General features: G+C 52.4%; 14 protein-coding genes and 1 tRNA gene. All 15 read right to left on the bottom strand.

What is annotated here, in order from left to right; genetic code table 11:
* Window positions 1-2: 2 nt before the first annotated feature.
* The 15 genes from ACEN2G_RS12905 to ACEN2G_RS12975 all read right to left on the bottom strand — a co-directional run bounded on the left by ACEN2G_RS12905 (window position 3) and on the right by ACEN2G_RS12975 (window position 13,209).
* Window positions 3-75: transfer RNA gene (locus ACEN2G_RS12905), tRNA-Lys, on the bottom strand.
* 209 nt (window positions 76-284) lie between these two features.
* The gene (gene ybgF / locus ACEN2G_RS12910; protein ID WP_442022182.1) at window positions 285-1,082 is read right to left on the bottom strand and encodes a tol-pal system protein YbgF; all 798 of its coding nucleotides are present in this window, start codon (window positions 1,080-1,082) and stop codon (window positions 285-287) included.
* Between the two features lie 16 nt (window positions 1,083-1,098).
* Complete coding sequence (gene pal, locus ACEN2G_RS12915; protein WP_442022184.1) at window positions 1,099-1,626, bottom strand: peptidoglycan-associated lipoprotein Pal; 528 nt, start codon at window positions 1,624-1,626, stop codon at window positions 1,099-1,101.
* 28 nt (window positions 1,627-1,654) lie between these two features.
* A complete protein-coding gene (tolB, locus tag ACEN2G_RS12920) occupies window positions 1,655-2,953 on the bottom strand; it encodes a Tol-Pal system beta propeller repeat protein TolB (protein ID WP_442022186.1) in 1,299 nt (432 codons plus the stop codon).
* Window positions 2,954-2,955: 2 nt separating this feature from the next.
* The gene (tolA, locus tag ACEN2G_RS12925; RefSeq protein ID WP_442022188.1) at window positions 2,956-4,245 is read right to left on the bottom strand and encodes a cell envelope integrity protein TolA; all 1,290 of its coding nucleotides are present in this window, start codon (window positions 4,243-4,245) and stop codon (window positions 2,956-2,958) included.
* A gap of 7 nt (window positions 4,246-4,252) precedes the next feature.
* Window positions 4,253-4,678 carry a protein TolR gene (gene tolR, locus ACEN2G_RS12930; protein WP_442022190.1) on the bottom strand — a complete coding sequence of 142 codons (426 nt, stop codon included), beginning with the start codon at window positions 4,676-4,678 and terminating at the stop codon, window positions 4,253-4,255.
* Window positions 4,678-5,358, bottom strand: coding sequence for a protein TolQ (gene tolQ / locus ACEN2G_RS12935; protein WP_442022192.1), 681 nt, complete (start codon window positions 5,356-5,358; stop codon window positions 4,678-4,680). The genes tolR and tolQ overlap by 1 nt, the downstream gene beginning before the upstream one ends.
* Window positions 5,348-5,758, bottom strand: coding sequence for a tol-pal system-associated acyl-CoA thioesterase (ybgC, locus tag ACEN2G_RS12940; protein ID WP_442022194.1), 411 nt, complete (start codon window positions 5,756-5,758; stop codon window positions 5,348-5,350). Before ybgC ends, tolQ begins: the two co-directional genes overlap by 11 nt.
* A 315-nt stretch (window positions 5,759-6,073) precedes the next feature.
* A complete protein-coding gene (gene ruvB / locus ACEN2G_RS12945) occupies window positions 6,074-7,111 on the bottom strand; it encodes a Holliday junction branch migration DNA helicase RuvB (protein WP_442022196.1) in 1,038 nt (345 codons plus the stop codon).
* A gap of 16 nt (window positions 7,112-7,127) precedes the next feature.
* Complete coding sequence (ruvA, locus tag ACEN2G_RS12950) at window positions 7,128-7,733, bottom strand: Holliday junction branch migration protein RuvA (protein WP_442022198.1); 606 nt, start codon at window positions 7,731-7,733, stop codon at window positions 7,128-7,130.
* A 246-nt stretch (window positions 7,734-7,979) separates the two neighbouring features.
* A complete protein-coding gene (ruvC, locus tag ACEN2G_RS12955) occupies window positions 7,980-8,501 on the bottom strand; it encodes a crossover junction endodeoxyribonuclease RuvC (RefSeq protein ID WP_442022200.1) in 522 nt (173 codons plus the stop codon).
* 76 nt (window positions 8,502-8,577) lie between these two features.
* Window positions 8,578-9,318: a YebC/PmpR family DNA-binding transcriptional regulator gene (locus ACEN2G_RS12960; RefSeq protein ID WP_442022202.1), complete on the bottom strand. Its 741-nt coding sequence runs from the start codon at window positions 9,316-9,318 to the stop codon at window positions 8,578-8,580.
* Window positions 9,319-9,371: 53 nt separating this feature from the next.
* The gene (gene nudB, locus ACEN2G_RS12965) at window positions 9,372-9,818 is read right to left on the bottom strand and encodes a dihydroneopterin triphosphate diphosphatase (protein ID WP_442022204.1); all 447 of its coding nucleotides are present in this window, start codon (window positions 9,816-9,818) and stop codon (window positions 9,372-9,374) included.
* 2 nt (window positions 9,819-9,820) lie between these two features.
* Entirely contained in the window at window positions 9,821-11,638 is a 1,818-nt protein-coding gene (gene aspS, locus ACEN2G_RS12970) for an aspartate--tRNA ligase (RefSeq protein ID WP_442022206.1), read from the bottom strand.
* A gap of 287 nt (window positions 11,639-11,925) precedes the next feature.
* Complete coding sequence (locus tag ACEN2G_RS12975; RefSeq protein WP_442022208.1) at window positions 11,926-13,209, bottom strand: MATE family efflux transporter; 1,284 nt, start codon at window positions 13,207-13,209, stop codon at window positions 11,926-11,928.
* Window positions 13,210-13,350 lie beyond the last annotated feature (141 nt).

The following is a 13,350-nucleotide window of genomic DNA, read 5'->3' on the forward strand; positions in this document are numbered from 1 at the left end:
GGTGGGGCATGCGGGATTCGAACCTGCGACCAATTGATTAAAAGTCAACTGCTCTACCAACTGAGCTAATGCCCCGAGCGTGCTCTTTACATACTCTTACTTACTACTTAATTCTGCTTTTTCTCGTCCACATTCAAGCCACTAAAGCTCCCCTGCCAACGGCGGCCTATATTACGGATTTTATTTTTCGGTGCAACAGCTAAATCATCATTTTATGCTGTTTGCTTAAGGAGTGAGCACTCAAGGTGCTCAGTAATGCCAAATACCCTAGTTAAAGCTCGTCGTTATAGCCCGTCTAGCGTTTGCTTTGCCAGTGCGGCTGAACTACTGCTGCCGTATTCACTCAATACTTGCTCTAGATACAAACGCGCTTGAGGGATATTTTTTTGCTCTTGCGCTATCTGGCCTAGTTTTAATAACGACTCGGCACGCTTGGTTGATTGAGGATAGGCTTCTACCACTCGCGCAAACTGAGCCTTAGCCTGATCGAAGCGCTTTTGCGTAAACAGCAGCTGCCCCAACCAATAATGGGCATTGGGCACATAACTGGACTCTGGATATTGAGTGATAAAACGAGCGAAGGCAGGAATCGCCGCCGCATAGTCTTTATCCTGCAACACCAAATTTACCGCACTATCGTAGGCCGCTTGTTCATTACCGTGGGCTGTCGTAGTACTGCTGCTGTTAGTGCTAGCAGCAGGTTCGGCTTTGTTACTGGTACTTGCCGTCTTGGTGTCAGGCTCAGGCTTATCAGGAGCGGGCGCAGCTGGCGTGGCCGCCGCTTGAGGCTGTGCCATATCTTGTAACTGCAATAAGATATCTTTTTGCCGCTCAATAACTTGCTCGAGACGATAACCTTGTTCTTCCAATGATCCTCGCAGCTCATTCACTTCACGCTGCATAGAATTCAGCTGGTTCTGTTGGGTAATTTGCGCTTGGCTACGGGCATTAAACACCCGCTCTAGTTCTGCCAATCGATCATTAACCGAGCCGCTGCCACCCACGTTGCCTACTGGCGCTTGCGCCAAGCAGGCGGTGGATAAAACAGCGGCCATTACTATGGCCGCTAATTTATAGGTCATAAGATCAATCTAAACCTTAATAAACCAGAACCGCACGACGGTTCTTAGAGAACGCAGAGTCAGTGTGTGATGCGTCTGCTGGTTTTTCTTCACCGTAGCTAACGATGGCCAACTGAGCACCACTTACGCCCAAGCTCTGCAGGTAGCTGGTGACGGCTTTCGCACGACGCTCGCCCAGGGCAATGTTGTATTCTGGCGTGCCGCGCTCATCGGCGTGACCTTCCACCAAAATACTTACAGAAGGGTTAGAACGCAGGTAGTTAGCATGCGCTTCTAACACTTGAGCATAATGACCGCTCACTTCGTCTTGGTCAAATTCAAAGTAGATCACGTTTTCACGACGCAGGGCTTCGTACTGCTGACGCATCTGCTCGTCGGCTGACATAGCGCCGCCATTTTGCATGCCGCCAGTTTGTACGCCACCGCCGTTCTGATAGCTGTCGTCTGCGCCCATAGAATCTGAGTCACTGGTAGAGCTACAAGCGGCTAAGGTCAACATTGGCAAGGCTATGGCCAGACTCTGCAGCAATTTCTTCATTTGCATTTTTTATTTCCTTTCGTTTGTTATTAGATTAGTTGAGGTACGGTGACCATGCTGGAGCACGAACATCACCATTTCGTGCTGGAAGCCTGGCCTTAAAGCGACCATCCATAGACACCAAAGACAGCACCTGACGGCCCTGGTAAGTCGTACTATAGATAATCATAGTGCCGTTAGGAGCTGGGCTTGGGGATTCGTCGAGCTGTGTTTCGGTTAACACTTGCAACTGACCTCCATCCAACTCTTGACGAGCAATGCGGTATTTTCCTTGTGCGCGGCTGACCAGCACCATGCTTTTGCCATCACCGGTAACACGAGGACCTAAATTAGTGTCACCTTGAAAGGTGACGCGGCGCGCTTCGCCAGAGTTAACGTTCGCCTGATAAACTTGCGGCTTGCCACCGCGCTCAGACACGAAGTAGACCGACTGACCATCCGCCGCCCAAGAAGGCTCAGTGTCTATGCTGCGGTTATTGGTAACGCGCGTATATTGTTTGTTGCCTAAGTTCAGCACATAAATTTCTGGCTGGCCATCACGAGATAATACTATCGCCAATTTACTGCCATCCGGTGAAAACTGCGGTGCACCGTTAATGCCCTGCTGTGAACTCACCACTTGGCGCTGTTGGCTATAGATGTCTTGTACCACAATCTCCGCTTTTTTGTTCTCAAATGAAACATAAGCAAGTTTGCGGCCATCTGGTGACCAAGCCGGCGACATTAGGGGCTCGCGAGAGCGCAGTAATAACTGCTCATTAAAGCCATCGTAATCGGCAATCATCAGCTGATAGGGGAATTCGGCACCGTGCTGCACATTAACATAAGCAATACGGGTCAAAAACGCGCCCTTAATGCCGGTCAATTTTTCAAATGCAATATCGGCCATGCGATGCGCGTATTGGCGTAACTGATTAGCAGGCACAGTCGCGGTGCGGCTTTCCAGTAACTGGGCGCCGTTTTGACCTAACACATCGGCCAACTCAAAGCTGATGCGATACTGATTGTTACCAGCAGGCTCAATAGAACCCACAACCACAGCATCCACTTGCTGTTGGCGCCACAGATTAGGATCTAACTCACTGGCGCTGGAGACGTTTTGCGGCAAACGATTACGATCTAACGGGCGAAACATGCCGCTGTTACGAAAATCACTGGCAATCACCTCAGCCACATCTTGTGGCATGGCGCCACCGCCGGTCCATTTAAACGGCACCACGGCCACTGGGCGCGCGCTGTCGGTGCCGCCAGTTATCTCTATTTCAAAGGCGGCATTAGCCTGACTTGTTAAGAACAGCAGCGGTATCCATAGCCACATCCATCGTTTTGTCATCGTTATAACCTCGGTTTCAGTGTTAGATTTAGGTTTTGTATTTGCTTAATTAGTTCTGGGTTCTTTGGCATCGGCAACGGGCTGGCCTTGCGGATTGCCACTATGCCCGCTTGGCACACGGCGTTATCGCCACTGCCCTCGCCTACCTGCAACACTAAGCCATCACTGGCCAAGCGCACATTCACTACGCACTGTTTACCTTGCATGGTTGAACTGGTTTGAAAATGGCGTTCAACCGCTTGTTGGATCATGGCGCGGGCTTGGTCAATTTCACCCTGTGACGGCGCGGCAGGGGCACTGCTCTTGCCGGCGTCGTCGCCCATCATGGCTTCTAAATCTTTTAATGCTTGATCGTTGCTGGCTGCGGCTTTGGCATCGGCCGCCGCCTTAGCTTTGGCATCGGCAGCAGCTTTAGCATCGGCTGCTTTCTTAGCTTCAGCAGCCTTAGCGTCTGCGACTTTCTTAGCTTCAGCGGCTTTAGCATCGGCTGCTTTCTTGGCTTCAGCGGCCTTGGCATCCGCCACAGCTTTAGCTTCTGCCGCTTTCTTGGCTGCTACGGCTTTGGCATCGGCGGCCGCTTTAGCATCTGCCGCGGCCTTGGCATCGGCAACCTTTTTCAGTTCCGCCGCTTTAGCATCGGCTTGCTTTTTAGCTTCAGCATCGGCCTGCGCTTTTGCATCTGCCGCCTTTTTAGCCTCTTGAGCTTTCGCATCGGCCTGCTTTTTGGCCTCGGCATCTGCGACCGCTTTTTCCTCCGCCAGCTTCTTCGCGGCTAAAGCTTTGGCATCGCTCACGGCTTTAGCTTCGGCGGCAGCCTTTGCATCAGCGGTTTTTTTCGCTTCTGCCGCCTTAGCGTCCGCCGCCGCTTTGGCCTCGGCGGCTTGTTTTTCTTGCGCGGCCGCTTGGCTTTGGGCTACTTTTTGTTGCTCAGCTTTGGCTGCGGCTTGCGCTGCTGCCACGGCTTTTTCTTGGGCTGCAGCTTGTGCCGCAGCTGCCGTTTGGGCCTGCGCTTGCGCTTGTTGGGCCGCTTTCGCTTCGGCCGCAGCCTCAGCAGCAGCTTGCGCCTCTGCTGCGGCTTGCGTTTGTGCTCGCTCGGCGCGCATCGCGTCTAACTGCTTCGCTTGTTGGGACATAATGCCGCTGTCAATCATGGTGGCTTCAATAATAGAAGCTTGCTGGGTCGGTCGCTTAGGCGCTTGAAAATCCATGCCAACCAGCAAGACCACACCCACCACCACATGTAACACCAGCGAGATGATGATTGATCTTTTGACTCCGTCTTGCTCCGTCATCACAGCCTTATGACTCCGGCTGCGTCATGAGGCCCACACTCGGCACGCCGGCCGCTTTTAGGGTGGCCATCAACTTGATCACCGCATCATAGGGCACCTGAGCATCACCTTTTACGACCACAGGAGATTTAGGCGTGACCTGTAATTGCGTCATCACCGCCTCAGATAAGGTCAATAAATCCAAAGGCTGCTCGTTATTGTCACCCGTATCGAGATAATAAATACCGGCCGCATCCACAGACGCCACAATTGGCTTGTCGCTGTCTTCGGGCAACATTTCCGCTTCGGCTTGCGGTAAGTCCACGTTCACGCCTTGGGTGATCACAGGTGCTGTGGCCATAAAAATAATCAGCAGCACCAACATAACGTCGATATAAGGCACTACGTTGATCTCGGCCACACTCTTACGTCGTTTGCGCTTGTAGCCTTCCATTATGCTTTACCTGCCGCCACTTGGCGGTTCAAGATAGTGGAAAACTCATCCATAAAGTTAGCCATGTTAGTCTCTTGGCGCTCCACCTGATAACTAAAGCGGTTATAGGCGATAACGGCCGGAATAGCGGCAAACAAACCCAGTGCCGTTGCAATCAAGGCTTCTGCAATACCCGGTGCCACCATGGACAGCGTGGCTTGTTTCACTTCTGCCAAGGCGATAAAGGCATTCATGATGCCCCATACGGTACCGAACAGGCCAATATAAGGACTGATCGAACCTACGGTGGCCAACATAGACAGGTTAGTTTCTAAGCGGTCCACTTCTCGAGACAGGGCTACGCGCATGGTGCGATAGGTGCCATCGAGCAAGCTTTCTTGCGAGCGACCTTGTTTTTGTAGACGAATAAACTCTTTAAAGCCGGCGTAAAATATTTGCTCCATGCCCGCCAAATTATCGCGGCGCGCATTGCTCTCATGGTAGAGGCGGCTTAAGTCTGAACCAGACCAAAATTTATCTTCAAAGCTCACCGAATCTTGTTGTGCCGTAGTCAATATCTTGCGGCGATTAAAGATCATGGCCCACGACAACACCGACATGCCCAACAAGAGCAACATCACAAACTTAACCAGCAAGCTGGCCTGTAAAAAAAGACCTATAAACGATATTTCAGCGTGCACCTGATATTACTCCCATCAGCGGTTCAGGAATGGCAAAGGGTTTCATATGAGCTATTTGAACACATGCAATCAGCACGGTTCCCCGCACCAGAGAAAGGCCCGCATCATCCAGAATTTCTTGTTCAAACACAATAGAGGCACGTTTCAGCTTTTTCACCGTGACGGTGACCGTTAGTGCATCATTAAAACGGGCTGGCTTCAACATATCCAACTCCACCTTGCGCACCACGAAAGCTATGCCCTGTTCAAGTAAGGTATCTTGTTCTACGTCCAGTGCTCGCAACCACTCGGTGCGCGCTCTTTCCATATATTTCAGATAATTAGCGTTATAAACAATACCACCGGCGTCTGTATCTTCGTAATAAATACGCACCGGCCATGTAAAGACTGCGTCAGACATAATTTGTTCAGCTCATTTGTTCAGCCCGACGGCTCAACCCATTTGTTTAGACAGTAAGAGAGGACCAAAAAGATGTGCTTACTATACCTGAGTGCAATTTAGGTGAGAAGACAATGCCCGATAGCGACGACAATTTTCGGCATTGATGCGCAAGGTGGGGCGTAAAGGGTGAAGGGTGAAGGGTGAAGGGTGAAGAGTGAAGAGTGAAGGGAACAAGCAAACTCGCTTTACGCCATACGCGATACGCGATACGTTGAGACCAATAACAATTTTATCTGCAACGTAAGGCGTACGACGTATAACGAAAGTCGGCGCTTAGCGCTGGGCGCTGGGCGCTATCAGTCGTCCTTCTGGCAACTCAAAACCAAAGTGTAGAAAAGCCCGTGGCGTGGCCATGCGTCCGCGCGGTGTGCGCTGTAAGAAACCTTGTTGGATCAAAAACGGCTCTATTACGTCTTCTATGGTTTCTTTTTCTTCACCTATGGCGGCGGCGAGGTTATCAAGCCCCACAGGACCGCCCATAAACTTATCGAGCAGAGCCAGCAACAGCTTACGGTCCATGTAATCAAAGCCTTGCTTGTCCACATCCAGCATATCCAGCGCTTGGCCAGCAATATCGGCATTGATCTGGCCGCTGCCTTTTACTTCGGCAAAGTCACGCACCCGGCGTAACAAACGGTTGGCGATACGCGGCGTGCCGCGCGCACGACGAGCCATTTCATAGGCCCCTTCGTCGTCAATAATCAGGCCTAACTTATTGGCGCTGCGACTGACGATATGCGCCAAGTCCGCCACCTGATAAAACTCCAGCCGTTGCACTATGCCAAAGCGATCGCGCAGCGGTGAGGTTAAGGAGCCGGCACGCGTGGTCGCGCCCACCAGCGTAAAGGGCGGTAACTCCAGCTTAATGGAGCGTGCGGCAGGCCCTTCACCTATCATGATATCCAGCTGATAATCTTCCATCGCCGGATACAATATTTCTTCGACGACTGGGCTTAAGCGGTGTATTTCATCGATAAACAGCACGTCGCCCGCTTCCAGATTGGTCAACATGGCCGCCAAGTCACCGGCTTTTTCTAATACCGGACCGGACGTCGTCTTAATGCTTACGCCCATCTCTAACGCTACTATATTGGCCAAGGTGGTTTTACCTAACCCCGGCGGCCCAAAAATCAGCAAGTGATCGAGCGCTTCTTCACGGCGGCGCGCCGCCTCAATAAAGATCTCCATTTGGCTGCGCACATGATCTTGGCCGCGATAATCCGCCAATGAACGCGGGCGAATGGCGCGATCGATCACTTCCTCTTCATGAGGGACAGGTGCGGGGTCAATAAAACGGTCTGCTTCTATCATGCTTATACCTGAGTGCTTATGCCAGAGATCGTAGTGCTTCGCGGATCAACTGCTCAACGTCAAGGCCAGGCTTGGCGACGTTAGTGATCATGGCTTCAGCGGCAGCAGGTTTATAACCCAGTGCTTGGAGTGCTGCTATGGCTTCATTCTTGGCGCCATCAATCTGGCCGGCTTGGGTGACTGAGTCGGGGCCCGGATTAAAGAGATCATAACCACCGAAGTTTTTCAGACGATCGCGCATTTCTACAACCAAGCGCTCGGCAGTTTTTTTACCCACACCCGGCAATTTCACCAGCGCTTTAATATCACCTTGATCGATATGATAAATAAATTGATCCGCCGTCATACCCGACATAATACCCAGCGCCAATTTGGGGCCCACGCCGTTGGTTTTGATCAGTTCGCGAAACAGCGCCCGCTCAGTTTTGGTAATAAAACCAAACAATAGCTGGGCATCTTCGCGCACCACAAAGTGCGTCAGTACAGTCGCCGTCTCGCCCACATTGGGCAAGTCATAAAAACAGCTCATGGGTAAGGTCACTTCATAACCTACGCCATTAATATCAATCAGCACCTCTGGCGGCTGCTTCTCACTGATGATCCCTGTTAACCGACCAATCACGGCATTTCTCCTAAACCTAAAACAAGGGCCAAGAATAATAAAATACTGGATGAATATCCAGTGAAACCCAAAAGTAGCGCCCGGCGCCCAGCTAACAAAAGACACCGCCCTTTGCCGTCTTACCGAACCTCGACCGTATCTCGGTTTTATATTATTAAAAGCGAGACCCTGATTTTCGTCAGGATGACGGCTTAACCACAAACACCCTTCTCTGTTTAGCTGGGTGCCGGGCGCTCGGCGCTGTATTCAACGCAACCTCCCCCGCACCGTGCCTCTTACTTGGCCGGCCATGCTGATCAGGCTCTGAAAAGTGTGGCCGTGGCACAGCGCCACCGCCAAGCCATCGGCCGCATCTTCTTGCGGTGTGCCGGGTAGGTTTAATAAGCGCACCACCATGTGTTGCACCTGCGCCTTAGCGGCACCGCCCTGCCCCACCACGGCTTGCTTGATTTGCCGCGCCGAATACTCGGCCACTTCCAAGCCCGCATTGGCGGCGGCAACTATGGCGGCCCCCCTAGCTTGGCCAAGCTTTAAGGCGGAGTCGGGATTTTTCGCCATAAACACCTGTTCTATGGCAAATAAGTCTGGTTGAAACTGTAAGATGATTTCGCTCACGCCGTCGTAGATTTTCTTTAAGCGCGGCGCTAATTCTGTGTCTGTCATGCGAATGCAGCCCGAGCCAAGATAGGTCATTTTACTGCCCTCTTGGCGAACCACGCCGTAGCCGGTGATGCGCGAGCCCGGATCTATGCCCAAGATGATGGCCATAATTGATAGCTATAAGCTTGAAGCTAAAAGCAAGAAGCCGGAATTTCTTCCAGCTTCAGGCTTATCGCTTCAAGCTTTAAAGCAACTCCGCCAACTCGTCGGAGATATCGGCGTTGTGATACACCTCTTGCACGTCATCCGCGTCTTCTAGCATGTCGATGAGTTTCATAAACTTAGGCGCACTGTCTTCATCAAGCTGCGCACTGGTGGTGGGGATCATGGTGACTTCGGCATTCACCGCCTCTAATCCTGCCGCGTCCAGCGCGTCTTTTACCTGACCGAAGGCTTCCCACTGGGTATACACATCAATAGAGCCGTCGTCGTTCACTTCAACGTCATCGGCACCGGCGTCTAACGCGGCTTCCATGACGGTGTCTTCATCCAGATCTTGATAACTGATCACGCCTTTTTTCTCAAACAGGTAAGCCACCGAGCCATCTGTGCCCAAGTTGCCGCCGTTTTTAGAAAAAGCGTGGCGCACTTCGGCCACAGTACGGTTACGGTTATCCGTCATACACTCCACTATGACAGCCGTGCCTGCTGGGCCGTAACCTTCATAAATGATGGTTTCCAGCACTTGGCCGTCCAGCTCTCCGGCACCGCGCTTCACCGCGCGATCGACAGTGTCGCGGGTCATGTTATTAGACAGCGCCTTGTCCACCGCTGCCCGCAGCCGTGGGTTAGTCGCGGCATCTGAGCCGCCTTCGCGCGCGGCCGTGGTGAGTTCGCGGATCAGTTTAGTGAAGATTTTACCGCGCTTGGCATCCTGTGACGCCTTGCGGTGCTTGATATTGGCCCATTTGCTATGACCTGCCATCAGTATTCTCTCCGTTTTTTATTAGCTAAGAGTGATTAAGAGCTTAGGTTTATTCAGAGCTGAGCGTTATTCCGAGCGAGTATTAGTCTGTCGATGGCCAGCTTATTAGTCCAAGAGCTGGCTTGCTCTCGGGCCTGCTCAAAAGGCAGCCAACACTGAGCCTGATGCTCGGTGAGTACGGCCGCAAGCGGCGTCGACAGTCGACAGTAAAATTCGTATTCCCAATTATGGGTCACGCCGGGCCGGTATCTGTGGCGCCAGCGTGGGTAAATCTCAAAGCGCACTCGGCGCCCAGTTTCAATCAGCTCGATATCCGGCCCCCATTGCAGGCCGGTTTCTTCTAGCAATTCGCGCGCGGCGGCTTGAAAGCGCGTTTCCCCCGCTTCTAGGCTACCGGTTACCGATTGCCAAAAGTCCGGATTGTCCAAGCGTTGCAGCAGCAACACCTGATCTTCGGTGTGGATCAACACCAATACCGACTCCGGGTGCTTATACGCCATGCTTATTGGTCGATCTTATCAGTTTGTCCAGCTGCGGCTTGCTCGTTCTTATCTGCCTTTGGCACTATGACGGTGCGCAATGCCAACTCTATTAAAGAATCAGGATTCGGCAAGCTAGGCGCATCGGTCAGCAAGCAAGACGCTGTGGTGGTTTTCGGGAAGGCAATCACGTCACGAATGTTGTCGGTGCCGGTCAGCAACATCACCAAACGATCCAGACCAAAGGCAAGACCCGCATGTGGCGGCGTGCCGTACTTCAGCGCTTCGAGCAAGAAGCCAAATTTCTCTTGCTGCTCGTCGGCATTAATACCCAGCAAGCGGAACACAGTTTGCTGCATGTCATTGTTATGAATACGCACAGATCCACCGCCCACTTCATAGCCGTTGATCACCATGTCATAAGCATTCGCCAGCGCAGTTAAGGGCGCGGCTTCCAGCTCATCTATGGTTAAATCTTTCGCCGCAGTAAAGGGGTGATGCATGGCATACAAACGGTCATTACCCGCTTCTTGTTCAAACATAGGGAAGTCGACCACCCACAGTGGGCGCCAGCTGTCTTCGAACAGGTCTAAGTCTTTACCTAACTTCAAGCGCAGCGCGCCTATGGCGTCACTCACTATCTTGGCTGAATCTGCACCAAAGAAGATGGCATCGCCGTCCACCGCGCCGGTGCGCGCCAGCAATTCCGCTACTATTTCTTCGTTTAAGAACTTAGCTATGGGTGACTGCACGCCTTCTAAGCCTTTGGCGACCTCATTCACTTTCATCCATGCCAAGCCTTTGGCGCCGTAGATGGTGACAAACTTGCCGTATTCATCAATTTGCTTGCGTGACAGTGCGGCACCGCCCGGTACGCGAAGTGCTGCAACGCGGCCATTGGCATCGTTAGCCGGACCTGAGAATACTTGGAAGTCCACGTCTTTGACCAAGTCGGCAATGTCCACTAATTCGGTAGCGATACGCAAGTCTGGCTTATCGGAGCCAAAGCGGCGCATGGCTTCTGCGTAGCTCATTACCGGGAAGGTGCCTAAATTCACACCCAGCACGTCTTGCCAAAGGCCGGTCACCAACTGCTCCATGATCTCGCGCACTTGATCGGCGGTCATGAAGGAGGTTTCTACGTCGATTTGGGTAAATTCAGGCTGGCGGTCGGCGCGCAAGTCTTCATCACGAAAGCATTTCACGATTTGATAATAACGGTCGAAGCCGCTCATCATTAATAATTGTTTAAACAGCTGCGGCGATTGTGGCAGCGCATAAAAGTGACCTTTATGCACTCGGCTTGGCACCAAGTAATCACGCGCGCCTTCAGGGGTTGCCTTGGTCAGCATAGGGGTTTCTATGTCTAAGAAACCTTGATCATCCATAAAGCGGCGCACTAGGCTGGTCACCTTAGCGCGGGTCTTTAAATACATGGCCTGCTCGGGGCGACGTAAGTCGAGATAGCGATACTTAAGGCGCTGCTCTTCCGAGTTATTTTGGTTGAAGTCGAGTGGCAGAGCCTCGGCGCGGTTGATAATGGTCAGCTGGTGGGCAAAAATTTCCACCGCACCGGTCGCCATGTCTTTGTTGACTTGAGACTCGGGGCGCGCGCGCACCACGCCTGTCATTTGAATACAAAATTCCGCGCGCAAAGTAGAGGCAAGTTCATAGGCCTCGGCTTTATCGGGATCGAAAAACACCTGCACTAGGCCTTCGCGGTCACGCATGTCGATAAAAATCAAACCGCCTAAGTCGCGGCGACGATTTACCCAGCCGCTAAGAGTCACGCTCTGGCCTACCAGAGCTGCGTCAACCTGCCCGCAATAATGAGTGCGCATGGAGTTTTCCTATTATGTTGTGGTGCGCTAAGTGAGCACACCGCTTGAATGTGTTATTGAATAGCGCGCTAGTATAAGGGAAAGCAGCGAGCTTGGTAAAATCTTAAAGGACAACGCCCAGCACTCAGCTAAAAACGTGAAGTGTAAGGCGTGAAGAGTGAGGCGACAAACCCAGACATCAACAGCGTAAAAGATGAAATCGAGATCCTGATGTGCATCAGGAAGACGGCTAAAAGATAACACCTTGCTGAGTTTAAAATCACCGATCGGCTCTTTCTCCTCCCCCTTTACCCTTCACTCCTCACCGCCTGTAAGTGCCCTAAGCCGCGCTGGTAAAACTGCCAAGAGACTATTCCCGCGGCCACATTGCCCAGCAACACACCTATATATAAGCCGCTCATGCCGCCTAAGGTGGCCCCCAACCAAAGGGCGGGTAAATAGCAGGCAAACAAACGCAGCACCGAGATCCACACAGCGCGCATTGGCATGCCCAGCGCATTACACACCGACACCATCAGCATGCACACGCCAAGCGGCGCATAACTGATGGGCACCCATAATAAATAGCTGAGCAGATACTGCTCGGTATCGGCATCGGGCGCCAGCGCAGGCGCAAAGAGCACACGACTGGCCAGCCAAAATACGGCGATAAACACTTGTAAACCCAACACAAAGCGCAGCGCAATCAGCACCAAAGCCTGCACTCGCGCTAACTGCTGGGAGCCGAATAAACGTGCCACCATAGGCGGCAGCGCCATGGTTAGCGCCAGCACTATCACGATGGAAAATAATTCTAAGCGACTGCCGAGCGTCCAGGCTGCTATAGCCGAGCCGCCAAAGCCGGCGATTAAGCGAACGGCCAATAACGCCGCCAGTCCTGGCATTAATTGGCTGAGCATGGCGGGGGCACTGGTGTTAAAAATATCGCGCAGCGCCGGTGCTATCGGCAGCTTACGGGGGTTAAAGTCCAGCCAATGGCGCCGTAAGATGCGTGAAAACATAATGCCAGTGCCGACTACACAGGCGACAACAGTGGCATAAGCGGCTCCCGGTAACCCCCAGCCAAAGGTAAAAATAAACAGCGGATCCAGCACTATATTAATGAGGCTAGTGACCACCATCATTAAGCCGGGTAAGCGCATATCGCCATTAGCCCGCGCTATACTGCTGGCAAAATATAACAGCGCGCCCAACCAAGCACTGGCAAGCCAAGGGAGCCAATAGCTTGCTGTGTAGGGGAATAGTTCTGCACTAGCACCCAGTGCATTAAGCAGCGGAATACGCAGCCACCAGATCAGCGCGCACAATAAAAAAGTCACGCCACAGCCCACCAGCACCACCAAACCCGCCATGTGCTTAGCTCGGGTTGAACTACCCGCCCCCAAGGCACGAGAGATCAGCGCCGTTGCCGCTATTCCTATGCCCACTTGTACGCCAATCAGCAGTTGTTGCATGGGTAGCGTAAAGCCGAGTGCGGCCAACGGCTCTGTGCCCAACATACTGATAAACACGCTGTCGGCCAGCTGAAAACTCATTAACGCCACCACGCCAAACAACATAGGCCACGTCATGCTAAATAAGGCGCGGGGCAGCGATTGGTCCGCGAGATACTTTGTGGAGGTAGGCGTACTAATTAATGAGGGCTGAGAGGATGACATAACTGATTAAGCGCAAACAAAGGGTGGCGTATAGTAGCACTCATCACCTCTTTA

The sequence above is a fragment of the Oceanisphaera sp. W20_SRM_FM3 genome (genome assembly GCF_052119705.1).
Taxonomy (GTDB): Bacteria; Pseudomonadota; Gammaproteobacteria; order Enterobacterales; family Aeromonadaceae; genus Oceanimonas.